This window comes from Enterobacter cloacae complex sp. IR5401, from assembly GCF_049238425.1.
In the GTDB taxonomy this organism is placed as follows: domain Bacteria; phylum Pseudomonadota; class Gammaproteobacteria; order Enterobacterales; family Enterobacteriaceae; genus Enterobacter; species Enterobacter hormaechei_C.
Genome location: NZ_JBMKHN010000012.1, coordinates 1 through 25,400, shown reverse-complemented (window position 1 = coordinate 25,400; position 25,400 = coordinate 1). Strand labels below are relative to the sequence as shown.

Genomic DNA, 25,400 nt, shown 5'->3' with positions numbered 1-25,400 from the left:
AGGGCATAAACCCGCACCGTTATTGCATTTTCATCGTCGCAATCGGCTTCGGCGTGATGCCGAAGTCTTCTTTCAACTCGCGCTTGCTTTTCATCACCATCTGACCGTTAGTGTCGATGGTCATGTGCTGGGCGTCGGTATTGTGACGCGCCTGCCACAGCATCACCAGCTGCAAGCTGTTCTCTTTTTGCTCAGGTGTGAGCGCCACACCGTCCGGCCATTTTCCCAGCTCAACGGCCGTCACCAGACGCTGATAAACCTCCGGGGTCATACCTGCAATCATGTCATCAATATTCATGATCTCTCCCTTTCAAAGGAATAATTTGCTGAATCGTTTTTTCAACCCTTGGTCTGGTCGCCGTTTTCATCATCGGTAAAGCTCATGGAAGCCGAATTTACGCAGAAACGCTCCCCCGTCGGCTGCGGGCCATCCGGGAAGACATGCCCGAGATGGGCGTCGCAGTTCCCGCAACGAATTTCGGTGCGCACCATGCCGTGCGAGGTGTCCGTCAGGTAGCGGATCGCATCATCGCTGACAGGCTCGTAAAAACTCGGCCAGCCGCAGCCAGAATCGTACTTCGTCTGGGAGTTAAACAGCGGTGCATCACACACCAGGCAGTGGTAGACGCCTTCCCGTTTATTGTGCAGCAAACGCCCGGAAAACGGCGGTTCTGTGCCGTGATTTTGCGTCACGTAAAACTGCATCTCTGTAAGGTTTTTTTTCAAATCGTCGGGGTTACGTTGGTTCGACATATGCTTACATCTCGCTGTTGAAACAGACATCTTTTAACCCAGATTCTAACAAAACATTAACACCCGCGCGTGCACTTTTGTTCTAAACTTATGTGTCGCGAAAAGGCGGTCAGGCAATTGTGATCAATTTCACATTTTAATCCTGCGAGGCCTTTAAAATTCCGGGCGCAGCCCCCATGTGGTTGCTAGCTCAAAGGGAAAGTGAGGCGAGTCAGTCGCACAAACGTTAGTCACAGGATTGATTTGTCGCAATGATTGACACGATTCCGCTTGACGCTGCGTAAGGTTTTTGTAATTTTACAGGCAACCTTTTATTCACTAACAAATAGCTGGTGGAATATATGACTATCAAAGTAGGTATCAACGGTTTTGGCCGTATCGGCCGTATTGTTTTCCGTGCTGCTCAGAAACGTTCTGACATCGAAATCGTTGGTATCAACGATCTCCTGGACGCTGAATACATGGCGTACATGCTGAAGTACGACTCAACTCACGGTCGTTTCGACGGCACCGTTGAAGTGAAAGACGGCCACCTGGTTGTTAACGGCAAAACCATCCGCGTTACTGCTGAGAAAGACCCAGCTAACCTGAAATGGAACGAAATCGGTGTTGACGTTGTAGCTGAAGCTACCGGTATCTTCCTGACCGACGAAACTGCACGTAAACACATCACTGCGGGTGCGAAGAAAGTTGTTCTGACTGGTCCTTCCAAAGACAACACCCCAATGTTCGTTCGCGGTGCAAACTTCGAAACTTACGCTGGCCAGGACATCGTTTCCAACGCATCCTGCACCACCAACTGCCTGGCACCGCTGGCTAAAGTTATCAACGACAACTTCGGCATCATCGAAGGTCTGATGACTACCGTTCACGCAACCACCGCTACTCAGAAAACCGTTGATGGCCCGTCTCACAAAGACTGGCGCGGCGGCCGTGGCGCGGCTCAGAACATCATCCCATCTTCTACCGGTGCTGCTAAAGCAGTAGGTAAAGTACTGCCAGAACTGAATGGCAAACTGACTGGTATGGCGTTCCGCGTTCCAACTCCTAACGTATCCGTTGTTGACCTGACCGTTCGTCTGGAAAAAGCTGCTTCTTATGAAGAAATTAAGAAAGCAATCAAAGCTGCTTCCGAAGGCCCAATGAAAGGCGTTCTGGGTTACACCGAAGACGACGTTGTATCTACCGATTTCAACGGCGAAGTGTGCACTTCCGTGTTCGATGCTAAAGCAGGTATCGCACTGAACGACAACTTCGTGAAACTGGTTTCCTGGTACGACAACGAAACTGGCTACTCTAACAAAGTACTGGACCTGATCGCTCACATCTCCAAATAAGTTGAGATGAGTGCTTGATCCTAAAAGGCGACTTCGGTCGCCTTTTTTATTGTTTTTAGACAGAGGATTGCTTAATGATTAATAAAATTTTTGCACTTCCGGTAGTCGAACAACTTACCCCTGTGCTCTCCCGCCGTCAGATTGACGGTGCCGATATCATCGTCGTTGATCATCCGCGCGTTAAAGCCTCCGTCGCGCTCAACGGCGCCCACCTGCTCTCCTGGAAACCAGAAGGTGAAGAAGAAGGCCTGTGGCTGAGCGAGGCCACCTCGTTCAAAAGAGGGGCGGCGATCCGCGGCGGCGTACCGATTTGCTGGCCATGGTTTGGCCCGTCAGCGCCGCAGGGATTACCGTCTCACGGTTTCGCCCGTAACCAGCAGTGGACGCTGAAAGCCCACAACGAAGATGAAAACGGCGCGGTGTTGACCTTTGAGCTCCAGGCGAATGATGAAACGCGCGCCCTGTGGCCACATGAATTCACCCTGTATGCCCGCTTCAAGCTGGGTAAAACCTGCGAGATTGAACTGGAAGCGCACGGCGAATTCGAAACAACGTCCGCCCTGCACACCTATTTCAACGTAGGCGACATTCAGGCCGTTAAGGTGAGCGGACTTGGCGATACCTTTATCGACAAAGTGGATAACGCGAAAGAAGGCAAGCTGGACGACGGCGTGCAGACTTTCCCGGATCGTACCGACCGCGTATACCTGCACCCGGAAGCCTGTAGCGTCATCCACGACAGCGCGCTGAACCGCGGTATTGATGTGGTTCATCACCACCACAGCAACGTAGTGGGCTGGAATCCGGGCCCTGCCCTTTCCGTCAGCATGGCGGATATCCCGGATGACGGTTACAAGACCTTCGTCTGCGTGGAAACCGCGTGCGTGACCGCGCCGCAGAAAACCAGCGAAGAAAAACCGTCCCGCTTAGGCCAGACGATCAAGATTGTGAAGCGCTAATATTGTTCAGGCATCATAAAAAACAAACGGGGCGCAAGCGCCCCGTTTTAATGCATTACGTTCTGGTCAGAACTTGTAGGTCACACCTACAGAGAAGATGCCAGACCAGGACTTGTCGACCATCGGGCTGTCTTTCACTTCATCGCTCAGACGAATGTAACGGCCAGTACCGTACACATTCCAGTCACCGAGGAAGTTATACGATGCGGTGAGTTCCAGGTACGGGTCCCAGCCATCATCCGCGCTGTAGCTATTCAAACCACTGCGGCGAGACTCCGCTTTAGACACGCCATAGTAGTAGTCGTTGTAATTTTCGCTGCTGTACTGCACACCGATACCCGGCGTCAGCGTCACTGCGCCGTTGGTATAGCGGTAAAGCCACGCCAGATCCCAGATGAAGCCGTTGCTGTTGTCCAGGGTATCGCCCGCCAGCGCAGTGCGCAGGAAGCCATACTCGGTATTATGGACGTAAGAAAGCCCCGCCATCAGTGAGCTTCTGCGTTTGTCCAGTTGACGAAGCGCATTGCTGTCGCTGTCGCCTGGTTTAAAGTGCGTTGGGTCGTAATAGGCCATGATGGAGAGCTTATCGGCCGTATCGTTCCACAGATAGTAGCCGCCGCCCAACCCACGGAACCAGAAGTTATCGCCTTCATAGGTGACAACGGGGACAGGATAAACGTCGCGGTCATACTGCTTGTACGGGCTGTTAATCACGCCAGCACCCGCGCCAACAGTCCACTGGCTCTCAGCCTGTACGGTGCTCGCTGCGGTAGCGGCAAGGATGCCCAATGCCAGAAGTTTGAGTTTGGTCACAATCCATTCTTTCCTGTAGTCAAATAATCAGCGGGTGAAGTGTAACCGCCATTCCCGTACATCCCAAAATTTTTTGCGCACTAATCCGTTTGATTAACCCGTTATTTTTCATTTTTCAGATGACATCCCGCTTTCATTTATGTGACCGATAAATGAAAAACCCGCTTTTCGCTTATAACCGCAGTGGAAATTTTTGGATGAGTTATTGATATGTCATTGAAAGTAGATTTTATCCGTATGCAAGTTTTGCAATTGCCATCTACGCTTTAATTTAAGAAGAGGTTTTGCTGAACACCCTGCGGTTCATAGCCTTCGACCTGGCACACAGGTTGCTGCTCTGGCAGTGAGGTGCGAAAAATTCTCTTCCGGGAGCCTCCACTACTCATACGAACGGCTCTTATCCTGTGCTAAAAAACGAAAGGACGGCATGCCATGAATATATTCGATCACTATCGCCAGCGCTACGAAGCTGCCAAGGACGAAGAGTTCACACTGCAGGAGTTTCTTACCATTTGTCGGCAAGATCGCAGTGCCTATGCCAATGCGGCAGAACGGCTATTGATGGCTATTGGTGAGCCAAACATGGTTGATACTGCCCTGGAGCCACGGCTTTCCCGTCTCTTTTCGAATCGGGTGGTCGCCCGATACCCGGCGTTTGAAGAGTTCTATGGCATGGAAGATGCCATTGAGCAGATCGTCTCCTACCTGAAGCATGCCGCTCAGGGGCTGGAAGAGAAGAAGCAGATCCTTTACCTGCTGGGTCCTGTCGGTGGGGGTAAATCCTCCCTGGCTGAACGGCTGAAAGCGCTGATGCAGCGCGTGCCGATCTATGTGCTGAGCGCCAACGGCGAGCGCAGCCCGGTCAATGACCATCCGCTGTGCCTGTTTAATCCGCAAGAGGATGCGCAAATTCTGGAAAAAGAGTTTGGCATTCCGCATCGCTATCTCGGTACGATCATGTCGCCGTGGGCGGCAAAACGTCTGCACGAGTTTGGCGGGGACATTACCAAATTCCGCGTCGTGAAAGTGTGGCCGTCTATCCTCGAGCAGATCGCCATTGCCAAAACAGAACCCGGTGACGAGAACAACCAGGATATCTCGGCGCTGGTGGGTAAAGTCGATATCCGTAAGCTGGAGCATCACGCGCAAAACGACCCGGATGCCTACGGCTATTCCGGTGCGCTGTGCCGTGCCAACCAGGGGATTATGGAATTCGTCGAGATGTTTAAAGCACCGATCAAAGTGCTGCATCCGCTGCTGACCGCCACCCAGGAGGGGAACTACAACGGGACGGAAGGTATTTCCGCCCTGCCGTTTAACGGGATTATCCTTGCCCACTCTAACGAATCTGAATGGGTGACCTTCCGTAACAACAAAAACAATGAGGCGTTCCTTGACCGTGTGTACATCGTCAAAGTGCCTTATTGCCTGCGGATCTCCGAGGAGATCAAGATTTACGAAAAACTGCTCAACCACAGTGAGCTGGTCCATGCCCCTTGCGCACCGGGAACGCTGGAAACGCTGTCGCGCTTCTCGATCCTGTCGCGCCTGAAAGAGCCGGAAAACTCCAGCATCTACTCAAAAATGCGCGTGTATGACGGCGAAAGCCTGAAGGATACCGACCCGAAAGCGAAATCGTACCAGGAATACCGCGATTACGCCGGGGTCGACGAAGGGATGAACGGTCTGTCGACGCGTTTCGCGTTTAAGATCCTCTCCCGCGTCTTTAACTTCGACCACGCGGAGGTGGCCGCCAACCCGGTACATCTGTTCTACGTGCTGGAACAGCAAATTGAACGTGAACAGTTCCCACAGGAGCAGGCTGAACGCTACCTGGAGTTCCTGAAAGGCTACCTGATCCCGAAATACGCCGAGTTCATTGGCAAAGAGATCCAGACCGCCTATCTGGAATCCTATTCCGAATACGGCCAGAACATCTTCGACCGGTACGTCACTTACGCTGACTTCTGGATCCAGGATCAGGAGTATCGCGACCCGGATACCGGCCAGCTGTTTGACCGTGAATCCCTGAACGCGGAACTTGAAAAAATCGAGAAACCAGCCGGGATCAGCAACCCGAAAGACTTCCGAAACGAGATTGTGAACTTCGTGCTGCGCGCCAGAGCGCATAACAACGGCCGCAATCCGAACTGGACCAGCTACGAAAAACTGCGCACCGTTATAGAGAAGAAAATGTTCTCTAACACGGAAGAGCTGTTGCCGGTTATCTCGTTCAACGCCAAAACCTCAACCGACGAGCAGAAAAAGCACGACGATTTTGTCGACCGTATGATGGAAAAAGGCTATACGCGCAAACAGGTCCGCCTGCTTTGTGAATGGTATCTGCGCGTGCGTAAATCGTCTTAAAACAAGTGCCCGGTAACGCGCTTACCGGGCCAACAAAATGTCCGGCACTTACGGACGCTGCAAGTTGGCAAATGCAGTACGGGGGATATATGACCTGGTTTATTGACCGGCGTCTTAACGGCAAAAACAAGAGCACGGTGAATCGCCAGCGCTTCTTGCGCCGTTATAAAGCGCAAATTAAACAGTCGATCTCCGAGGCCATCAACAAACGCTCGGTGACCGACGTCGACAGCGGCGAATCCGTCTCCATCCCCAACGATGACATCAGCGAACCGATGTTTCATCAGGGGCGTGGCGGCCTTCGCCATCGTGTACACCCAGGTAATGACCACTTCGTCCAGAATGACAGAATCGAGCGACCCCAGGGCGGAGGCGGCGGTTCTGGCAGCGGTCAGGGGCAAGCCAGCCAGGACGGAGAAGGCCAGGATGAGTTTGTCTTCCAGATTTCAAAAGACGAATATCTCGATCTGCTGTTTGAGGATCTGGCCCTGCCGAATCTGAGAAAGAATCAGCACCGTCAACTCAACGAATACAAAACCCATCGTGCGGGCTATACCGCAAATGGGGTGCCCGCCAACATCAGCGTGGTGCGTTCACTGCAAAACTCGCTGGCGCGACGCACGGCGATGACGGCAGGCAAACGGCGCGAACTGCGCGAGCTGGAAACCAGCCTGAAAGTAGTGGAAAACACGGAACCGGCGCAACTGCTGGAAGAGGAGCGCCTGCGAAAAGAGATTGCCGAACTGCGGGCGAAGATCGACCGGGTGCCGTTTATCGACACGTTCGACCTGCGCTACAAGAACTACGAAAAACGCCCTGAGCCTTCCAGCCAGGCGGTGATGTTCTGCCTGATGGACGTGTCAGGTTCAATGGATCAGGCCACCAAGGATATGGCTAAGCGTTTTTATATTCTGCTCTATCTGTTCCTGAGCAGAACGTATAAGAACGTGGAGGTGGTCTACATCCGCCATCACACTCAGGCGAAAGAGGTGGATGAACATGAGTTCTTCTACTCGCAGGAGACCGGTGGCACCATCGTGTCGAGCGCCCTGAAGCTGATGGATGAGGTAGTGAAGGAGCGCTACGATCCGGCGCAGTGGAACATCTACGCCGCGCAGGCATCGGATGGCGATAACTGGGCGGATGACTCGCCGCTGTGTCATGAAATTCTGGCGAAGAAGATCCTGCCGGTGGTGCGTTACTACAGCTACATTGAAATTACCCGTCGCGCCCACCAGACGCTATGGCGTGAGTATGAGCATCTGCAAGCGATGTTTGATAACTTTGCGATGCAGCACATTCGTGACCAGGATGACATCTATCCGGTCTTCCGGGAACTGTTCCAGAAACAGTCATCCACCAGCAACGCATGACCCAACAGCCAGCGCTCCCGCTGGCTGTTTTCTTTCAGCCCTCTCCGTCCCGTGCTAATGTAGCAAGCTACGTATTGGCAAATCACAGGTGAAATCGTTATGTCTGATGACGTGACCGGGACGACGACCCATCAGCGCCTAATCAGCTTATTAACCGAGCAGGAGGCGCGCTTTCGCGTGGTGGCGCATGAGGCCGTTGGGAAATGCGAAGCGGTCAGTGAAATTCGCGGGACCGATCTCCGGCAGGGTGCAAAAGCACTGGTCTGCAAGGTAAAAGGCAACGGCGTTAAGAAACATATTCTGGCAATCCTTGCCGCCGATCGGCAGGCCGATCTGAGCCTGCTGGCCAGCCATTTCGGTGGGCTAAAGGCCTCTCTCGCCAGTCCGGCAGAAGTGGATGCGCTTACCGGCTGCGTTTTCGGCGCCATTCCCCCCTTCAGCTTTCATCCGGATCTGACGCTGATCGCCGATCCGCTGCTGTTTGAGCGCTTCGATGAGATCGCCTTTAACGCCGGCCTGCTGGAAAAGTCGGTGATTATGGATACCCAGGACTATCTGCGTATCGCGCGTCCTGAACTGGTGACGTTCCGTAAACAATAAATACAGCGGCTGGCTAACGGTCAGCCGTTTTCCAGCAGCAGCACGGAAGCAATCAAAATAATCGCGATGATAAAAAATGATGAGGAAATAATTAGCGTTTCGACAAACATAGGATCGTTCATGATGCCCTCTGCTTTGCCCATTTACCTCTTTTTTTACTCCCCCACAATGACAGCTAAATGACAATGACGCGTCCGCGAAATGACGATTTTTTCGCTGAAACGATTCGATGTTAACGATCCTACCCCGTATAAAGTCACTGTTTAAATATTTTATTTGTTACCGGTATCACGAAAAGAAATTTACGTAACCCCGATGCCAGATCTCGCAATTGTTAACCTCTTCATCCTGGTTAACCCTGTTTACGGAGCACCACAAAAATAAACCTTACACTGGCAAGGTGAATACAATGACCGAGATAATTACCCGTAAAGAAAAGATCAGTTATGGGTTAGGCGATATGGCGAGCCATATTGGGCTGGATAACGTCATTATTTTTCTGACGTTTTACTATACGGACGTGGTGGGGCTACCTGCCGCATTCGTGGGCACCATGTTTCTTCTGGCGAGAACCGCCGATGCCATAATAGACCCGGCGATGGGCTATATCGCTGACAGGACGCGCACGCGCTGGGGCAAATTCCGTCCCTGGATGCTGTGGCTGGCGCTGCCCTTTGGCGCAAGTTGTCTGCTGACCTACGCCGTGCCGGCGTCCCTCGATCTGCACGGTAAAATGATTTTCGCTACCGTCAGTTATACCCTGATGATGCTGATGTATACCGCAATCAATATTCCCTATTGCTCCATGGGCGCGGTGATTACGCCCGACAACGATGCGCGAATTTCCCTCCAGTCTTATCGCTTTTTCCTTGCCACTTTGGGTGGCGCGCTGTCGACATTCTTTATGATGCCGCTGGCAGAGTTTTTAGGTGGCGACGATAAATTACTGGGCTACCGCTGGGCAATGGCCATTATGGCGACCGTCGCGGTCGTCATGTTCTGGATCTGCTTCGCCAATACGCGTGAACGTATTAAGGCTCCCGCTAACCACAATAATTATCTTGCGGAACTGCGGGATTTATTACGAAACGACCAATGGCGGATTGTCGCCGTCCTGGTATTAACCAACATTGGTTTTGGCGTTATTCGCCTTGGCGCAATGATGTATTTCGTCACTTATTATCTCGGTAGCGCAAGCTATTTTATGTGGATGCTCGGGGCGCATATTCTCGGGAAAGCCGCAGGCAGCGCGCTGGCCAAACGTCTGACGCAGAACGTCAGCAAAGTGCAGATGTTTGGATACTGTTCCGTACTAGCGGGGGTACTCAGCATCGCTCTGTTCTTTGCGCCTAAGTCGGTGCTTATTCTGGTGCCCATGACGTTTATCGTCTCCACCCTTTACCAGGCCACCACCACGCTGATGTGGGTAATGATGGCGGACGTCGCCGATTACGGCGAATGGAAACAGGGCAAACGCATGGACGGCGTGATCTTCTCCACCTTCCTCGCCGTACTCAAGTTGGGGATGGCGATCAGCGGCGCGATTGTTGGCTGGACGCTGGGCTTAAGCGGTTATGTTGCCAATGCCCCGGAGCAGACCAACACGGCCATGTACTGCATCATCGCCCTCTTCACCGTCGTGCCTGGCGTCTTGTCACTCTGCGCGTTTGCCACGCTGCGCTGGTATAAGCTCGACGACAGCACAATGCAATCCATCCATCTCGCCAAAAACCCTGTTTAGAAGGACGCGTTATCCATGAGTGAGCTGATTCAACATTCCAACAGCATCGAATGGCGTTTTGAACGCCAGATCCTGCGTATTGAACCGTGGGGAGAAAACAGCCTGCGCGTCAGGGCCACCTGCTCCCCGGCTTTTGAGGACGCCTTACAGGCACTGTTGCCCGCCGCCCCTTGCCAGGCTGAGATTATCGCCGAAGCGGAAAGCCTGACGCTGCGCAACGGCAATATTACCGCGACGCTGAACCTTAAAGGTCAGCTGGCCTTCTACAATCAGCGCGGCGAACTGCTGCTGGAAGAGATGTGGCGCCAGCGTTCAACGGTGGGTATCGGTGCCAGCGAGAAGAGTCAGGATAAATATGTCAGCGCCCTGAAGCTGGATGGCCGTGAATTTAAGCCGCTAATGGGGGGAAAATATCAGCTCACCGTCCGGTTTGAATCGCGTCCGGATGAACGCATCTATGGCATGGGTCAGTATCAACAGCCGTGGCTGGATCTGAAAGGCTGTACGCTGGAACTGGCGCAGCGCAACTCCCAGGCCAGCGTGCCCTTTATGCAGTCCAGCCTTGGCTATGGCCTGCTGTGGAACAATCCGGCGATTGGTGAAGCCAGCTTTGCAAAAAATCAGACGGAATGGCGCGCCCGCGTGACGGGAGAAATGGACTACTGGATCACCGCCGCTGATACGGTGGCGGATATCACCCGCCAGTATGTAAAAGCCACCGGAACTCCGCCCGCCGCCCCGGCGTTTATCAGCGGGCTGTGGCAGTGCAAATTACGCTACCGCACCCAGCAGGAGGTGCTGGAGGTTGCGCGGGAGTATCGCCGCCGTAATCTGCCGCTGTCGGTGATGGTCATCGACTTTTTCCACTGGCCGAATCAGGGCACCTGGTGCTTCGACCCCGTAGACTGGCCCGACCCTGAAGGGATGGTCGACGAGCTGCGCGAAATGGGTATTGCGCTGATGGTGTCGGTGTGGCCAACGGTAGAGGCGCGCAGCCCTCTCTATCCGCTGATGAAAGCCAAAGGCTGGCTGGTCAGCAGTGAACGTGGCGTGCAGGTCAACCTCGACTTTATGGGCAATACCACCTTCTTTGATTCGACCCATCCTGAGGCGCGGAAATTCGTCTGGGATACGGTGAAGAAAAATTACTACGACATGGGCATTAAGCTGTTCTGGCTGGACGAAGCGGAACCGGAATACCGCGCCTATGATTTTGACAACTATCGCTACCACGCCGGTCCGGTACTGGAAGTGGGCAATCGCTACCCGCGTGATTTTGCGCAGGGCTTTTACGATGGGCTCCAGGCAAACGGTGAAACCGACATTGTTAACCTTGTACGCTGCGCCTGGGCAGGCAGCCAGCGATTCGGCGTGCTGGCATGGTCGGGTGATGTCCACTCCTCATTCCATGCTTTTCGCAATCAACTCGCCGCGGGACTGAATATGGGGCTGGCGGGGATCCCATGGTGGACGACCGATATCGGCGGCTTCCAGGGAGGGAACGTTAACGACCCGGCGTTCCACGAATTACTGATCCGTTGGTTCCAGTGGGCGGTGTTTACACCGGTTCTGCGCATGCACGGCTATCGCGAACCGCAGATTCAGCCTCCGGAGCGCTACCGTGACGGCATTCCTCAGTGTAACAGCGGTTCGCCTAATGAGCTGTGGAGTTACGGAGAAGAGAATTACGCCATCATGCAGCACTGGCTTACCGTGCGCGAAACCCTGCGCCCGTATATTGACGCGTTGTACCAGCAGGCTCATCTGCACGGAGACCCGCTCATGCGTCCGCTGTTCTGGCACTATCCGCAGGACAAGCAGAGCTGGGCGTGTGAAGATCAGTATCTGTTTGGCGAAGATCTTCTGGTGGCACCGGTTATGCAGGCCGGCCAGCGTGAGCGCGATGTCTGGCTGCCGACGGGCAATAGCTGGGTCGCTCTCAACGGTGAGCGCTACGCCGGTGGGGAGCATATCCGGGTGCCTGCGGCGCTGGAAACCATCCCGGTGTTTATCCGCGAAGGGAGTCCGCTTATCCAGCAGCTGGTGGACTGACGTCAGGCAAGTGCCCAAAAATAGACAATTTTTTCAGTAAAGCCTGCCTGCCGACGCGTTTGCGCGTAAAGTAAGCAGGCTTACTATTTTTGGCAAGGATCCCGTCATGTTCGACCCTACACTGCTCATACTTCTGGCCCTGGCTGCACTGGGTTTTGTCAGCCACAACACCACCGTCGCGATTTCCATTCTGGTCCTGATCATCGTTCGCGTCACACCGTTGAACACCTTCTTCCCGTGGATAGAAAAACAGGGGCTTACCATCGGGATCATTATTTTGACCATCGGCGTGATGGCCCCGATTGCCAGCGGAACGCTACCGGCCTCAACGCTGCTGCACTCTTTTGTAAACTGGAAATCGTTGGTGGCGATTGCGGTGGGCGTTTTTGTCTCGTGGCTTGGCGGTCGCGGCGTGACGCTGATGAGCAGCCAGCCTTCGCTGGTGGCCGGGCTGCTGGTGGGCACCGTGTTAGGCGTGGCGCTGTTTCGTGGCGTGCCGGTTGGCCCACTGATTGCTGCCGGTCTGGTTTCGCTGTTTATCGGGAAGTCGTAGTCAGGCTGGCGATATAGCGGGCCGGCGTCTGTCCCAGTCCTTTCTTAAACATGGTGATGAAGGCGGTGGTGGAGTCATACCCCAGCGCCTGCGCCGCCTGCTGGACCGACTTCCCGCCGATCAAAAACTGCAATGCGACAATCAGCTGGAGCTGGTGCCGCCAGCGGCGAAAGCTTAAGCCGGTCTCTTTCACCACCAGCCGCGCCAGATTGCGTTCGCTCATGGCAAAGTGGCTTGCCCACTGCGCCAGCGTCTGCCAGGCGGCAGGTTCGTTTGCCATGGTCTCACTCATCAGGCGAATTTTTGGATGCGGAGATACCGGCAGCTGTAGATGCTCCTGCGGTTGCAGGGGCAGTTCATCAAACAGGACGTCTACCAGCCTTCCGGTAGCGGGAAGAGGCAACTCTTCCCGTGACCTGTCCGCAAGCGCCAGCACCAGCTCCCGCACCAGGGGCGATATTTTCAGCGTACAGGTACGCGTCGGCAATTCGAGCGCACCGGGTTCAATAAACAGCAGGCAGAGCTGCGCGCCGGGCGTCGCCTTGTTGCTGTGCGGCGTTTGTCCTGGGATCCACACCGCATACTGGGGCGGCACCATCAGCATCGCGCTCTCCACTTCACAGGTGATCGCTCCACCCAGCGCCATAATCAGCTGCCCTTTGCGGTGCTGATGCAGCGGAATAAATTGTTCCTGTGCCACCACGCGGATGCGAAAGGCCACCGCCGCGTCGTGCTGGCTATCGGGATCGTAGCCGTCGAGCCCCAGTCCGTACATAAAGTTGTCCGATATTAGCGATAAACTGTCATTTTAGCCTGATTTCAACCACAACTTAAATCGGTATGGTATGCGCTCGCCTGAACGTAAGAGACAATAATGACTACTGCTATTCAACCTTCCGGGAAACAGGGTGCACTGCTGGTTGCAGGCATCCTGATGATCGCCACGACGCTGCGCGTCACATTTACCGGTGTCGCCCCCCTGCTCGACACCATCCGACAGGACTATGGCTTAAGCACGGCGCAAACCGGCCTGCTCACAACGCTGCCCCTGCTTGCCTTCGCCTTTATCTCTCCCCTTGCCGCAGGCGTCGCCCGGCGCCTGGGCATGGAGCGCAGCCTTTTTATCGCTCTGCTGCTGATTTGCATCGGGATTGGCGTACGTTCGCTGCCGTCGGCCGCGCTGCTGTTTATCGGTACGGCGATCGTGGGCTGTGGGATTGCGCTGGGCAATGTCCTGTTACCTGGCTTAATCAAACGTGATTTTCCGGGCCAGGTCGCAAAACTCACGGGGGCGTATTCGCTGACGATGGGGGCCGCCGCTGCCGCAGGGTCGGCGCTGATCGTCCCGCTGTCGCTGGGGAGTGGTGGCTGGCACGGAGCGCTGTTGATGCTGATGTTCTTCCCGCTGGTGGCGCTGCTGCTGTGGTTACCGCAATGGCGCCAGAGGCCGGCCGCCACCCTGACCGGCGCGGGCGCGTTGCACAACCGGGCTATCTGGCGCTCGGCACTCGCCTGGCAGGTGACGCTTTTTCTGGGCATTAACTCGCTGATTTACTATGTCATTATCGGCTGGTTACCCGCGATTTTGCTTAGCCACGGCTACAGCGAAACGCAGGCTGGCTCCATGCACGGGCTTCTCCAGCTGGCAACCGCTGTTCCCGGTCTCGCCATTCCGCTGATCCTGCACCGTCTTAACGATCAGCGTGGCATAGCCGGGCTTGTCGCTCTGATGTGCGCTGTCAGTGCGGCCGGGTTCTGGTTCGCGCCGGGGCTGGCCGTCGTCTGGACGCTGGTGTTTGGCTTTGGATCCGGCGCCACCATGATCCTCGGCCTGACGTTTATCGGACTGCGGGCCAGCTCGGCACATCAGGCCGCCGCGCTCTCCGGCATGGCACAGTCGATTGGCTATCTTCTGGCGGCCTGTGGCCCACCGCTGATGGGGAAAATTCACGATACCGCCGGAGACTGGCGCATTCCGCTGCTGGCCTGTGCGCTGGCTGCGGTAGTGATGGCCCTGTGCGGCATGCTGGCCGGGCGTGACCGGGAGATCACACCCCGCTGACATTCAAGGCAGACCTGACGGTCTGCTTTTTTTATCCCTGCGCCGCCCGCAGCATGGCCTGTACCAGCACGACAGGTCGCCCTTGAAGCGCAGCCCGCTCATGCTGGAACAGGGTGATGACAAAGAAAGGATGGGTTATCAGCTCTGCCGCGCGGATCTCGCCCTGCTCGTCCCAGCCCGTTACGCGCATGTCGCCCCGCTCAAGCTGGCTGGCAAACTCAGACGAGACACCGTAATTGCAGTGATACCCCTCCTGAATTTCCGGCTTGCCATACGCTTTGGCAATCAGCGTGTTATTCCGCAGCTCTATCGCGTCGGTTTTTTCTACCAGCGAGCAGGTCAGCGGCGCAATCACCATCCTTCCCTCGGTATCGGTTTCGGCATGGCCTGCATCGTGCCAGCCCAGTACATTACGCGCATACTCAATCAGCGCATGCTGGAACCCGCCGCAGGTGCCGAGAAAGGGGATGCTATTCTCACGCGCGTAACGCGCCGCAATAAACGCCGCCTCGGTGTTTTTATACGGGCTTGCCGGTACCAGCCAGATGGCATCATACCCGACGAGGTCTTCGGGGCTGGTCAGCTCAGGCGTGGCGAGCCAGTCATAATCAGCGGTGAGATCCAGAACCGCAGCGGCGTCGTCAATCGCCAGCGGGATCGCCTGGTGCGCAATAACATCAGGATTGAAATCACCAACCAGCGCAATGCGCAGCGTCGTTTTAACCGGGGAGAGTTCCATGAGAGATTCCTTATGCCGGAGGATTTTCAGATAACATAAGGAGCCTCAGACTACCGATCTTTTGCAATTATCACAATACCTTAAATTGGGTGGATAAAAGCCGGGTGCTATAGTGTTCTTGCCGAACGTCGCACGGCAGGAGGAAAACGGATGATTCAATGTAAGCGCGTATATGAACAGGCAACGTCAGACGATGGTTACCGGGTGCTGGTAGACAGACTCTGGCCGCGAGGAATAAAAAAGACCGACCTCGCCTGTGATGAGTGGTGTAAATCGCTAACGCCGTCCAGCGAACTGCGAAAAGCTTTTCACAGTGAAACGATAGATTTCACTGCGTTCAGTGAAGCCTATCGTAAAGAGCTGGCGCAGCATCAGGATGAAGGCAAACGCCTGGCGGCCCTCGCCCGACAGCAGACCGTGACGCTACTCTACGGGGCGAAAAACAGGGAGCAGAATCACGCGCGGGTACTGGCGGACTGGCTACGTAAACTGTGATTAACCGATCGCCAGCTCATCCACGTTGTGTGGCATCTCGTCGGGAGTAAGCGGCATCAAATGTTCCGGGCGAACAAATGCAAAACCGTGCTGGTTATCAAAGGCGTAAACATCACCGGTGACCAGCCACAGCGCACGTGCTGATGTATCAGGTAATTGCGTCATGACGCCGTTAACCGGGTTTACAAAACGCTGGCCCGGCTGACAAAGGCCAAACAGCTCCACGGATTTACCGATATTTCGACGGCCTGCCGCCGTACGCGCACCCACGATCATCGCCATGCTGCCCGGTTTTAACTGAAACATACTTCTTCTCGCAAACGTACTGCCAGAAACTGGCTAAGAATAATCCTAAAGAGAAGTGTATCGCAGTTTTATTGCCCTTGTCATCTGGTTGGTTGCGGGTGATCGCGGCGGTAGAGATCCCATTCATCGATCACTTCCCCGCCTGGTAATTTGCACTCGGTACGTACACCCTGCGGGCTTTGAACAGGGATTTGCTCTCCCCCTTTCTCCAGACAGTACACTGACGCCGGGTTTGCCATACCAATAGCGTGCGGCGGTTGAGGCGCATCAGAAGGGGTGGTCTTTGTTGAGCAGGCGGCCAGCGGTACAACAAGCGCCAGGAGAAGATATTTCATTATCATGATCCTTCAGGGTGTAAAAACGTCAGAGTAACGGGTCATCGCCATTTTCTCCATGATTTCTCCATTAAACCTGCACGATTCCCCCTTATAGTGATACCTGTTCTCACACTGACCAGAGAACATCATTCCGTAATCAAGATGTTTTGCCCCGATCTCAACATCGGGGCTTTTTTTTAGCATCTCCCTCATCCGCTTTTAGAAGAATCTATAAAATTAATCCTGTTCATGTTTTACTATGACCGGAGTCTAAATTTTCAGCATAACATGCAGATACAGAGGTCTTCTGCATGGGAGTCAACCTGCCTCATGTCAGATATCATTCTTGCCCGTGTTTCAGAAACCCTCTCCACTGAACAATCTCTCGACAGTCTGGTGCGTCAGCTACTGGAAATGCTGGAAATTGTGACGGATATGGAATCAACCTACCTGACCAAAATCGATATTAACGCGCGTTTGCAGCACATTTTATATGCCCGTAACAGCAAGCAAATGCAAATCCCGGAAGGGTTCAGCGTGCCCTGGGACGAAACGCTCTGTAAGCGCGCCATGGATAGCGACACTTTGTTCAGTAACGAGGTGCCCGACCGCTGGCCGGAGTGTGAAGCGGCAAAAGCACTGGGTATTACAACCTATATGAGCGTGCCGGTTCACCTGGCTGACGGTTCTCTGTACGGCACGCTTTGCGCTGCCAGCACCGCACAGAAACAGTTCAGCGAGCGTGGCGAGCAGGTGATCAGGCTCTTTGCCGGGTTAATTGGTCAGTACATTCAGAAAGAGTCGCTTGTGCTTCAGCTTCGCGAAGCAAATGCGGCGCTCATTGCCCACTCTTACACCGACGCCCTTACCGGCCTGCCGAATCGTCGCGCCATTTTTGAAAACCTTACCACCCTGTTCTCACTGGCGCGCCATCTTAGCCGCAACGTCATGATTGCCTTTATTGACCTCGATGATTTCAAGCGAATCAATGACCAGTACGGGCATGAGGCGGGCGATCGCTTCCTCGTACAGGTCGGCAAGCGACTGACTCACGAGCAAACGCAGGATGAGATTATTGGCCGGCTCGGCGGCGATGAATTTCTGGTTGCCAGCCTGAGTCACAGCGATGATGGCGACGCCAGTACAGAGATCAACGCAATCAAAACCCGCCTCAATGGTCTTATTGCGGGCGAATACGGGTTAGGCAATGCCACCATTCTTTATCCCGGTGCAAGCCTTGGCGTCGTTATTGTTGATCCTCACAGCACGGATGAAGATAGCGCCCTGCGCACCGCGGACCTCGCGATGTATCAGGATAAAAAAGGAAAAAGCAAAACAGGCTTTGTCGCGTTAGATTAAAACCGTACACTCTACGGCCTTATACAAACTCAAACAGGTGATGGCATGAGAATAGGGATCCTCTTTCCGGTGGTTATTTTTATCACAGCGGTGGTGTTTTTAGGCTGGTTTTTCCTTGGCGGTTACGCCGCGCCGGGGGCATAAATGAGAAAAACGACCATCATCATGCTGATTGTCGCCATCGTGGCCGTCGCCGGTACGCAGTTAGGCTGGTGGTAACGCCCAAAGTAAAAAGGCCGCCGTCAGGCAGCCTTTTTTAACACAGGTCAGATTTAGCTTTTGATTTTTCTGTAGATAAACAGAACAACCAGCGCGCCAATCACCGCGACGACAAAGCTGCCGAAGTTGAAGCCATCAACTCTGCCAAAGCCGAACAGGGTACTGATCCAGCCGCCGACGACTGCACCCACAATCCCCAGAATGATCGTGACGATGAAACCGCCGCCATCTTTGCCCGGCATAATCCACTTCGCCAGGATCCCCGCAATCAGCCCAAAGATAATCCAGGATAAAATTCCCATAGCTTTCCTCTCTGTATGGTTTTTGTCATTAAATCAACGACACAGAAAAGGATAGCACAGGATCTGAGAAAGGAAATTTGTGATAAGAATCACACGGCTCGTTTGAGTAAAATATGAGCAGTAAAAAATGTCGATCCACACTCATCCTGGGGTTGCATCTTCTACTGAGAAAGATTATCTTTCTCATTACTGAATAGTTGAGCAAATAACTCAGGTATTCAGTACGACATTGCTCACATTGCTTCCAGTATTTCTTGCCCACTTTTTAGTGGGCTTTTTTTTTGCCTCAACCCACCAAAATCTGGCGTTTTTTCTGTGGAGGTGAAACGCTATTCTCTGTGGCTTCTGAATAACCAAAAAGCGTTGATAACATGAACGTATCGAGCAAGTTCGTCATCTGCCTTAATCTTGTTTCTGCCAGTACGCTACTGTTACTGCTCTCAACACGGTTTGAGTGGTTCTGAGTTGAAAGGAGCCTGGCAGGGTGGATTTCCTTCCGATTCCGTGCCGGCTCAACTCTCATACTTGTAGCTTTTATGACCTGTGATAAGATCCCTGCACCTCAGGACGTGGCGGGACAGCAGGAAAATGAAGAAGGCCATTGCCGTTGCTATCATCTCAACCCTAATGGTCGTCCTGTCGCTGTATGCGGTTAACGCCATTATCGTTGAGCAGCAAAAGAACCGGCAGAGGGAGATCTCCCACACGCTCTTAAGCTATTCCGAAGAGTTAACACAAAATATCGCCAGTACGCTTAAAAATACCACCGTGCAGGGATGCGATAGCGCCAGTCTGAACGTCTACCGAAAATTAAAGATGCGTAGTCTCTATTTCGCCGATGTGGGGTTTATTGAAAAGGGGAAAATCACCTGCACCGCGTTTTGGGGCAAGCTGGCAAATCCCATCGCCCTTCCCCCTGAGCTGCATAAAACCCAGAACGGATTCAGTCTGGCGCAGTTTTCGCAGAAAGATTTCTTTATCGGTAATGCGACAATTTATAACCACCTTATTATTTTCACCTCCCGTTCAGCCTACGATAAATTTGCCCCCGTTACCGCCAACTATTCGCTTCGTTCTTCCACTAAAGATTTCGGCCGCACCTTTTTCACCGTTACGCCGCCATCAGAAAACTTCAGCCGCTTACAGTCTCTGTTATTTACGCTGGCTGTGACAGAGTGCAGTACACGCTGGGATTTGTGCGTTACCGTCACACACCATGATGCCGGACTGGCTTCGCTCTCCCACGTAGTGATGGTGCTTCTGTGCTTGTTTTTATACTTTATCTGGGTATCCCTGACGCTGTTTTCTCTTCGACTTTATGAAGACCGACGTTCTCTGGAACGAACGCTGGTCAAAGCGGTAAAAGCGAATACCATCAGCGTTCATTTTCAGCCTGTTATTCGGGTTGCTGATAAGAAAATCGTTGGGGTTGAAGTGTTATCAAGATGGCAGGATAACAATCACAAAGAGGTTTCTCCTGAGCTGTTTATCCCGTTAATTAAAAAAATTGGCCTGTATAACGTTTATTATCAGAACATGATAAAGAAATCCCTGGCGGAAATTGCCGCGCTGGCCGCTGAACATCAGTTAATGATTTCACTGAACGTTGGCCGGACGGAAATTGAAGACGGCAAATTCCTGTCGGTATTACGTCATGCATGCTCAGAGAACGCGATTCCTTTATCGTTAATCAAAGTTGAGTTATCCGAGAATGGTGTTTCCACCTCGGCCATCCTTGAAGAGTTTTGTGAGGAGCTTAAATCGGCAGGCGTCAAAATTTCAATAGACGATTTTGGCGTGCAAAACTCTAATCTTGCCAGGCTCACAAATCTCAAATATGACGAAATCAAGGTAGATAAGTCGTTAGTGGACGGCATCAGCGAGCACTATAAACAGGATATCCTGGTGATCTTCAGCGACGCGCTCGCTAAACTGAACAAAACCCTGGTTTTTGAAGGGGTTGAAAGCGAAACACAATTTCAGTTCATCGCGCAGAGATACCCCGATGCCCTCGTACAAGGCTGGTACTTTTCAAAGTCGCTAACCCGGCACGACCTCGCCAGGCTGCTGGCAGACTCAGCGCGATGATGCGTTATTCATTGCCCCACTGATTCAGGAAGTTCGCAATATCGTCAATGCGCGATTCGTCTATCTCCGCCTGGACAGCCATCTCCCGCTGCGCCTCTTCACTGATTTCCTCATTGTTGTATAAGCGAGTGAGCAGCAGCTGGAAATAGTGTGCCAGCGGCGTACGCTCTGCCTCTTCTACCGGTTTCGCCGTTTCAGTCGCATACTCGTCGACGATATCATAATACTTGAGCGGGATATCATGGGTCATAGCGTTGTTTCCGTCTTGTGTGCATAAAAAACGGGAACCCTCAGGCTCCCGTTGTCATTTAACCCAGCGAGTGGATTACATGTTCGCGATAATCGCGTCGCCAAACTCTGAGCATTTCAGCAGTTTAGCGCCTTCCATCAGACGTTCAAAGTCATAGGTGACGGTTTTCGCGTTAATCGCGCCTTCCATACCCTTAACGATCAGGTCTGCGGCTTCGAACCATTCCATATGACGCAGCAGTATTTCAACAAGGCGAAAGTAATTAATTGATTTTTAGAGGAATCCATCATAACTGGAGTGCTAGTCAAGCATTTTAAACCTTTACCTAACCCATTGATTAATTTCGATGAAGTTTGGGTTTTGATAACCTTTTTTTGGCAATCCTCAATTATGAAACGCATCCCAAACCCATTAGTTCTTCTTGCCAGTTTTAACATTGATAGTTTTTGATTGTATGTTGGAAAATAAACGTTCATAGACTAATTGAATCCGAGCCTTATCGGAATCGGTGTGAGCTGCACGATTTACATACTCTAAAATTTCACGTGCCAAAATATGTGCGGCATCTTCAAACTCGTGTGGCCAACTACTTCCTAACATTGAAAGCCCTTTAAGCACTCTCCTTTGGATCTCACTCATACCGGCACCATCACGGGCAATAGGTAAGAAAAAGTCTTCCAGTAGCTCCCTGTTCTGAAGTGGCGCAACATGTATTGAAGGATATGTCACTTCAGTTTCATCAGATTTATTCTGCACATAAGCGGATAGTATTCGTACACCTCTGCCAATGACATCGATTGCGGTGCCAGGATCGTTCACTGCCGGTGAAAGGGCCCTGCAGGCTATTTCAGCCATAACGCTAAGACAGAATCGGGGATCCTGAGAAAATGAACGTACATCTGAGACGATGATTGTATCAAGCAGATCTTTACTGATTAATGGCCCTTGCCCCTTACTCAGATACAAAACTGGCATCGAGGGGTGTATGAAGCTTCCTGGCTGTGCTACAAGATATACATGTCGAGGATCCTCAGTTAGCAACCTGCTGAGTTTCAGCATATCAATATACTCAACATAGCCAATTATCTCCGGATAAACTGCAACCGTTCCGTTTGGTTGTTCATTGTTCTCAAGCCATGGATATCCGCCCAGATATGGACTTTTAGCTCTTTCAACAAATGTTTCGATTGCTGCCTGTTCCACCTTTGCTGTCGTCTCACCAACCCTTCCCAGAGAGGTCAAATGCTGTATCCAGCGAAGCAATGTGATGAGGATTAAGGCAATCACTACCAGTGTGACAACGAATAAAATGACTCTCCCCCTTTCTCCGTAGGCTCCCATATTAAGGGCAATGATCCCAACCAGACTGAAGAGAAAGGAACCGATGAAAGTGGCCAGTACATTTTGTGTGGTTACGTCTTCAACAACTAAACGCGTTGCTCTTGGCGTTACATTAGTAGTAGCTGATCCGTACGCTGTGACCATGATACTCAGAGAAAATGTGGTAACAGCTAACATACTCGATGCCAGTATGTTCAGAATGTTATCCACTGCTTCTGCGCCAACCTTCACTGATACCGACTCAGGGATCATTGATTTAAAAAGAATAGATAATAGGGCCGTCATTATTGCTACAATTGCGAATAACCCTGCCCTGAACCATAGTTTTTTAAATATCTGCTTCAGAATCCATTGCCAGCGTGAGATCATATTGCATTCCCTCGTATAGTGGCTGATAGAAATAAAATGCCACCCCTCAGGGTGGCATATGGATATTAACGAACCAGGTGCAGGAAGTGCAGATGTTTTTCGTACTGGTCGAGTATGTCATTAATCAACTGTTCCTGGTTCCATCCCATCACATCATAATTTTGACCGCCTTCTTTGAGATAAACTTCTGCGCGATAATATCGATGTTGCTCAGCCTGCTGCTCATCATTATCCATCGCAGCCAGGGCGAAGGTTGGCGAGTTATACCCGCGAAGCCTCACTTCATAAATATAGTTCAGTTCGTTACCCAGATCGACTTCAAGGCGAATACGATCGTCGGCAGCGTCATTGATGTGGCTAATCGTTCCCTGCTTGTTGAGTTCTTCCTGAACCAGCGTCATGGCGGGTTGGATAACGTCGTCCATAAAGCGTTTCACAAGAGAACGCTTAGGCAGATAAGCGATATTACGCAACCTTCTCTGCCAGGGAATGGGGTTACGTGCAGCGGTCGGCGCAATAGTTGCCATGCTCAGGCTTTCACGCTTCGTCAAATCCCGTCTCAGGGCTTTTAACAGTCCGTATATGGATACCAGTAAGATCACTGAGAAGGGTAATGCACTCGCTATTGTCACCGTTTGCAGCGCGCTTAGCCCACCCGCAATCAGAAGTGCAATTGCTACAATGCCCATGAGCGATGCCCAGAAGATACGCTGCCAGACAGGGGTGTTTGCCACCCCACCTGATGCCAGCGTATCCACAACCATTGCCCCCGAGTCAGCAGACGTTACGAAGAAGACGATGACCATCGCCATTGCAATGAATGACAGCACGGAAGAGAATGGGAAATGCTCCAGGAAATTAAACAGGGCCAGCGCGACATCCTGCTGAACGGTATTGGCGAGGTCAGTCGCCCCCTGGTTCATAATGAGATAGATTGCGCTGTTACCAAACACCGTCATCCACATGAGTGTAAAGCCAGCGGGAACAAACAGCACGCCGGTAACAAACTCTCGAATGGTTCGACCGCGAGAGACCCTTGCGATGAACATGCCCACAAACGGCGACCATGAAAGCCACCATCCCCAGTACAATAATGTCCAGCCCCCCAGCCAGTTGCTCGACTTAGGTTCATACGCGTAAAGGTTGAACGTTTTACTCACCAGTTCCGAAAGATAACCGCCCGTATTTTCTACAAATGACTTCAGCAGAAGCACGGTTGGTCCCAGACACAGGACCAGCGCCAGCAGCAGCACCGCCAGGCCCAGGTTGATCTCAGAAAGAATGCGTATTCCCTTGTCCAGGCCGGACACCACCGAAATCGTCGCTAACCCCGTGATGACCACGATCAGAATGACCTGTACCGTTTCATTGATGGGCACGCCGAAAAGATGGTTCAAACCGGCATTCACCTGCAATACACCGTAACCCAGCGATGTCGCAACGCCAAAGACAGTGCCTATCACGGCGAAGATATCAACCGCATGGCCTATAGGCCCGTAAATGCGATCGCCGATAATGGGATAGAGTGCAGAACGCAGCGTTAAAGGCAGACCGTGACGGTAACTGAAAAAGGCCAGAATCAGCGCCACGATGGCATAAATTGCCCATGCGTGCAGACCCCAGTGGAAGAACGTCAGGCGCATGGCTTCCTTTGCTGCCGCAACGGTCTCTGGGGTACCGACGGGAGGCGAAAGATAATGCATCACAGGTTCGGCAACGCCAAAGAACATCAGGCCGATCCCCATCCCTGCCGAAAAAAGCATCGCAAACCAGGAGTGATAGCTGAAATCAGGCTGCGCATGGTCCGGGCCCAGCTTAATATCACCGTAGCGTGAGAGTCCCAGGAAGGTGACGCTCAGTAAAATGAGGGCCACCGCAAGGATGTAGAACCAGCTGGCATTCGTGAAGATTTGTTGCTGTAGAAGTTTAAAATTTTTGTCGGCGATATCCGGAAATACAGCGGCAAAGGCGACAAGAAGGAAAATTAACAAAGCAGATGTAAAGAATACCGCTTTGTTAATCTGGCTTTTGGACTGCTTTGGGATTGTATCATTTTCACTCATAATTATTCATTCCATTAACTTAGATCCACTTAAGATGACAGGCATTGCCTCTCATAGAGTAGCAAAAACTAGCAGTAAATGGGGCATATAATCAGAAGTCATGTTGCGGTTATATTCTCGTATGCTTTCTCCGATTTGATCTGCTGTAATACTCTCTCATCATAATTCTTGAAAGTCACAAGACTGAGGCATGTAGAAAGACTTAAATCAGCTTAGATACAGGAAATTTTTTATATAGCGTGCAAACTGCCACGTCATAAATTATTGCTACCTGCTTTCTTTCAACACCATTTGAAATGAGCCGCCCGGCCTGCGCCCATTGTTCAGCAGTTAACTTCGGTCGCCTGCCGCCGATCCGCCCCTTTTCCCTCGCAACCGCCAAACCCGCCCGAGTGCGTTCCACTATCAACTCCCTCTCCATTTCCGCCAGGGCTGACATGATATGAAAGATGAAGCGCCCCATCGGGCTGGAGGTATCGATACTGTCAGTGAGGCTCTTAAAGTGGATACCGCGCTGCCGGAGCTCGTCCACCAGCAGAACCAGATTACGCATGCTGCGCCCAAGGCGATCCAGCTTCCAAACCACCAGCGTATCCCCCTCATTCAGTGCCTTGAGAAGTTTTTTGAGTGCTGGCCGGTTTGCCACTGTTCCGCTCATTTTTTCTTCGAAAATCTGCTCACATCCTGCGCGTTCGAGCGCTTGTCGCTGAAGATCCGTATTTTGGTCATTTGTTGACACCCTTACATAGCCAATTTGCATATTTTTCACCCAATGAATTCTGCAAAAAAATCAGGTGAAGTTATCGGCCAGGTGCCCTCAGGGCAATCTATAAAACGTCCGTTAAAGCTCTCAATAAATCCGTTCTGCGTTGGCTTGCCCGGCTGGATTAAGCGCAACTCAACACCATGCTCAAAGGCCCATTGATCCAGTGCACGGCAAGT

The 25,400-nt window shown here is 52.4% G+C and carries 28 protein-coding genes and 2 pseudogenes; 15 read left to right on the top strand and 15 right to left on the bottom strand.

Annotated features, from left to right (window positions below):
* Positions 1-19 precede the first annotated feature (19 nt).
* Positions 20-298: a YeaC family protein gene (locus ACOTX1_RS16855; RefSeq protein WP_003857863.1), complete on the bottom strand. Its 279-nt coding sequence runs from the start codon at positions 296-298 to the stop codon at positions 20-22.
* 41 nt (positions 299-339) lie between these two features.
* Positions 340-753: a peptide-methionine (R)-S-oxide reductase MsrB gene (gene msrB, locus ACOTX1_RS16850; protein ID WP_003857865.1), complete on the bottom strand. Its 414-nt coding sequence runs from the start codon at positions 751-753 to the stop codon at positions 340-342.
* 341 nt (positions 754-1,094) lie between these two features.
* On the opposite strand from msrB, the gene gapA reads away from it, so the two are divergent.
* Positions 1,095-2,090: a glyceraldehyde-3-phosphate dehydrogenase gene (gene gapA / locus ACOTX1_RS16845; protein ID WP_006809136.1), complete on the top strand. Its 996-nt coding sequence runs from the start codon at positions 1,095-1,097 to the stop codon at positions 2,088-2,090.
* Positions 2,091-2,164: 74 nt separating this feature from the next.
* Complete coding sequence (locus tag ACOTX1_RS16840) at positions 2,165-3,049, top strand: D-hexose-6-phosphate mutarotase (protein WP_023315906.1); 885 nt, start codon at positions 2,165-2,167, stop codon at positions 3,047-3,049.
* A 66-nt stretch (positions 3,050-3,115) separates the two neighbouring features.
* On the opposite strand, the gene ACOTX1_RS16835 is transcribed toward ACOTX1_RS16840, so the two are convergent.
* Entirely contained in the window at positions 3,116-3,862 is a 747-nt protein-coding gene (locus ACOTX1_RS16835; protein ID WP_022650867.1) for a MipA/OmpV family protein, read from the bottom strand.
* 432 nt (positions 3,863-4,294) lie between these two features.
* On the opposite strand from ACOTX1_RS16835, the gene yeaG reads away from it, so the two are divergent.
* The 3 genes from yeaG (at position 4,295) to ACOTX1_RS16820 (ending at position 8,202) form a co-directional block, all read left to right on the top strand.
* Positions 4,295-6,229 (top strand): protein kinase YeaG, encoded by a 1,935-nt coding sequence (yeaG, locus tag ACOTX1_RS16830; protein ID WP_006809140.1) that lies wholly within the window; start codon positions 4,295-4,297, stop codon positions 6,227-6,229.
* An 89-nt stretch (positions 6,230-6,318) separates the two neighbouring features.
* Complete coding sequence (locus ACOTX1_RS16825; RefSeq protein ID WP_017384692.1) at positions 6,319-7,602, top strand: YeaH/YhbH family protein; 1,284 nt, start codon at positions 6,319-6,321, stop codon at positions 7,600-7,602.
* Between the two features lie 99 nt (positions 7,603-7,701).
* Positions 7,702-8,202 (top strand): YbaK/prolyl-tRNA synthetase associated domain-containing protein, encoded by a 501-nt coding sequence (locus ACOTX1_RS16820; RefSeq protein ID WP_126497774.1) that lies wholly within the window; start codon positions 7,702-7,704, stop codon positions 8,200-8,202.
* A 20-nt stretch (positions 8,203-8,222) separates the two neighbouring features.
* On the opposite strand, the gene yoaI is transcribed toward ACOTX1_RS16820, so the two are convergent.
* The gene (yoaI, locus tag ACOTX1_RS16815; protein WP_017384693.1) at positions 8,223-8,324 is read right to left on the bottom strand and encodes a small membrane protein YoaI; all 102 of its coding nucleotides are present in this window, start codon (positions 8,322-8,324) and stop codon (positions 8,223-8,225) included.
* A 287-nt stretch (positions 8,325-8,611) separates the two neighbouring features.
* On the opposite strand from yoaI, the gene ACOTX1_RS16810 reads away from it, so the two are divergent.
* The 3 genes from ACOTX1_RS16810 to ACOTX1_RS16800 all read left to right on the top strand — a co-directional run bounded on the left by ACOTX1_RS16810 (position 8,612) and on the right by ACOTX1_RS16800 (position 12,548).
* Entirely contained in the window at positions 8,612-9,943 is a 1,332-nt protein-coding gene (locus ACOTX1_RS16810; protein ID WP_023315859.1) for a glycoside-pentoside-hexuronide (GPH):cation symporter, read from the top strand.
* Between the two features lie 15 nt (positions 9,944-9,958).
* Positions 9,959-11,995 (top strand): TIM-barrel domain-containing protein, encoded by a 2,037-nt coding sequence (locus ACOTX1_RS16805; RefSeq protein ID WP_421766832.1) that lies wholly within the window; start codon positions 9,959-9,961, stop codon positions 11,993-11,995.
* Positions 11,996-12,101: 106 nt separating this feature from the next.
* The gene (locus tag ACOTX1_RS16800) at positions 12,102-12,548 is read left to right on the top strand and encodes a DUF441 domain-containing protein (RefSeq protein WP_003857881.1); all 447 of its coding nucleotides are present in this window, start codon (positions 12,102-12,104) and stop codon (positions 12,546-12,548) included.
* Here ACOTX1_RS16800 and ACOTX1_RS16795 read toward each other — a convergent pair.
* On the bottom strand, positions 12,532-13,323 hold the full coding sequence (locus tag ACOTX1_RS16795) for an AraC family transcriptional regulator (protein ID WP_022650813.1): 792 nt from the start codon (positions 13,321-13,323) through the stop codon (positions 12,532-12,534). The two genes, ACOTX1_RS16800 and ACOTX1_RS16795, sit on opposite strands and share 17 nt — an antisense overlap.
* A 99-nt stretch (positions 13,324-13,422) precedes the next feature.
* On the opposite strand from ACOTX1_RS16795, the gene ACOTX1_RS16790 reads away from it, so the two are divergent.
* On the top strand, positions 13,423-14,610 hold the full coding sequence (locus tag ACOTX1_RS16790) for a CynX/NimT family MFS transporter (protein WP_022650812.1): 1,188 nt from the start codon (positions 13,423-13,425) through the stop codon (positions 14,608-14,610).
* Positions 14,611-14,641: 31 nt separating this feature from the next.
* On the opposite strand, the gene ACOTX1_RS16785 is transcribed toward ACOTX1_RS16790, so the two are convergent.
* The gene (locus tag ACOTX1_RS16785; RefSeq protein ID WP_022650811.1) at positions 14,642-15,349 is read right to left on the bottom strand and encodes a CTP synthase C-terminal region-related (seleno)protein; all 708 of its coding nucleotides are present in this window, start codon (positions 15,347-15,349) and stop codon (positions 14,642-14,644) included.
* 150 nt (positions 15,350-15,499) lie between these two features.
* On the opposite strand from ACOTX1_RS16785, the gene ACOTX1_RS16780 reads away from it, so the two are divergent.
* The gene (locus ACOTX1_RS16780; protein ID WP_003857886.1) at positions 15,500-15,844 is read left to right on the top strand and encodes a DUF488 domain-containing protein; all 345 of its coding nucleotides are present in this window, start codon (positions 15,500-15,502) and stop codon (positions 15,842-15,844) included.
* Here the strand turns inward: ACOTX1_RS16780 and ACOTX1_RS16775 are convergent, their stop codons facing one another.
* Both ACOTX1_RS16775 and ACOTX1_RS16770 read right to left on the bottom strand, forming a co-directional pair.
* On the bottom strand, positions 15,845-16,150 hold the full coding sequence (locus ACOTX1_RS16775) for a hypothetical protein (RefSeq protein WP_022650810.1): 306 nt from the start codon (positions 16,148-16,150) through the stop codon (positions 15,845-15,847).
* A gap of 80 nt (positions 16,151-16,230) precedes the next feature.
* The gene (locus tag ACOTX1_RS16770) at positions 16,231-16,485 is read right to left on the bottom strand and encodes a DUF333 domain-containing protein (protein ID WP_023315857.1); all 255 of its coding nucleotides are present in this window, start codon (positions 16,483-16,485) and stop codon (positions 16,231-16,233) included.
* Positions 16,486-16,797: 312 nt separating this feature from the next.
* On the opposite strand from ACOTX1_RS16770, the gene ACOTX1_RS16765 reads away from it, so the two are divergent.
* From ACOTX1_RS16765 to yoaJ, 3 genes are read left to right on the top strand one after another with little or no spacing between them, the layout of a single operon-like run.
* Entirely contained in the window at positions 16,798-17,826 is a 1,029-nt protein-coding gene (locus ACOTX1_RS16765; RefSeq protein WP_023315855.1) for a sensor domain-containing diguanylate cyclase, read from the top strand.
* Between the two features lie 45 nt (positions 17,827-17,871).
* Positions 17,872-17,970: a YoaK family small membrane protein gene (locus ACOTX1_RS16760; RefSeq protein WP_015570793.1), complete on the top strand. Its 99-nt coding sequence runs from the start codon at positions 17,872-17,874 to the stop codon at positions 17,968-17,970.
* Complete coding sequence (gene yoaJ / locus ACOTX1_RS16755) at positions 17,971-18,045, top strand: protein YoaJ (RefSeq protein ID WP_015570794.1); 75 nt, start codon at positions 17,971-17,973, stop codon at positions 18,043-18,045. It begins immediately after the preceding gene.
* A 53-nt stretch (positions 18,046-18,098) separates the two neighbouring features.
* Here yoaJ and ACOTX1_RS16750 read toward each other — a convergent pair whose 3' ends face one another.
* The gene (locus ACOTX1_RS16750; protein ID WP_003857896.1) at positions 18,099-18,347 is read right to left on the bottom strand and encodes a GlsB/YeaQ/YmgE family stress response membrane protein; all 249 of its coding nucleotides are present in this window, start codon (positions 18,345-18,347) and stop codon (positions 18,099-18,101) included.
* 371 nt (positions 18,348-18,718) lie between these two features.
* On the opposite strand from ACOTX1_RS16750, the gene yncL reads away from it, so the two are divergent.
* Both yncL and ACOTX1_RS16740 read left to right on the top strand, forming a co-directional pair.
* Positions 18,719-18,811 carry a stress response membrane protein YncL gene (gene yncL, locus ACOTX1_RS16745; RefSeq protein WP_071524166.1) on the top strand — a complete coding sequence of 31 codons (93 nt, stop codon included), beginning with the start codon at positions 18,719-18,721 and terminating at the stop codon, positions 18,809-18,811.
* Positions 18,812-18,935: 124 nt separating this feature from the next.
* Positions 18,936-20,435, top strand: coding sequence for an EAL domain-containing protein (locus ACOTX1_RS16740; protein ID WP_023315854.1), 1,500 nt, complete (start codon positions 18,936-18,938; stop codon positions 20,433-20,435).
* Positions 20,436-20,439: 4 nt separating this feature from the next.
* Here the strand turns inward: ACOTX1_RS16740 and ACOTX1_RS16735 are convergent, their stop codons facing one another.
* The 6 genes and pseudogenes from ACOTX1_RS16735 to ACOTX1_RS16710 form a co-directional block, all read right to left on the bottom strand.
* Positions 20,440-20,685 carry a YmjA family protein gene (locus tag ACOTX1_RS16735; RefSeq protein WP_023315853.1) on the bottom strand — a complete coding sequence of 82 codons (246 nt, stop codon included), beginning with the start codon at positions 20,683-20,685 and terminating at the stop codon, positions 20,440-20,442.
* Between the two features lie 75 nt (positions 20,686-20,760).
* Positions 20,761-20,931, bottom strand: a pseudogene (locus ACOTX1_RS16730) (NADP-dependent isocitrate dehydrogenase); the annotation flags it as partial.
* 165 nt (positions 20,932-21,096) lie between these two features.
* Positions 21,097-22,395, bottom strand: a complete 1,299-nt coding sequence (locus tag ACOTX1_RS16725; protein ID WP_023315852.1) for a DUF2254 domain-containing protein — start codon at positions 22,393-22,395, stop codon at positions 21,097-21,099.
* A gap of 65 nt (positions 22,396-22,460) precedes the next feature.
* Positions 22,461-24,458 carry a BCCT family transporter gene (locus ACOTX1_RS16720; protein WP_023315851.1) on the bottom strand — a complete coding sequence of 666 codons (1,998 nt, stop codon included), beginning with the start codon at positions 24,456-24,458 and terminating at the stop codon, positions 22,461-22,463.
* 202 nt (positions 24,459-24,660) lie between these two features.
* Positions 24,661-25,218, bottom strand: coding sequence for a recombinase family protein (locus tag ACOTX1_RS16715; protein ID WP_023315850.1), 558 nt, complete (start codon positions 25,216-25,218; stop codon positions 24,661-24,663).
* A 47-nt stretch (positions 25,219-25,265) separates the two neighbouring features.
* Positions 25,266-25,400: pseudogene (locus ACOTX1_RS16710) on the bottom strand (integrase core domain-containing protein); the annotation flags it as partial.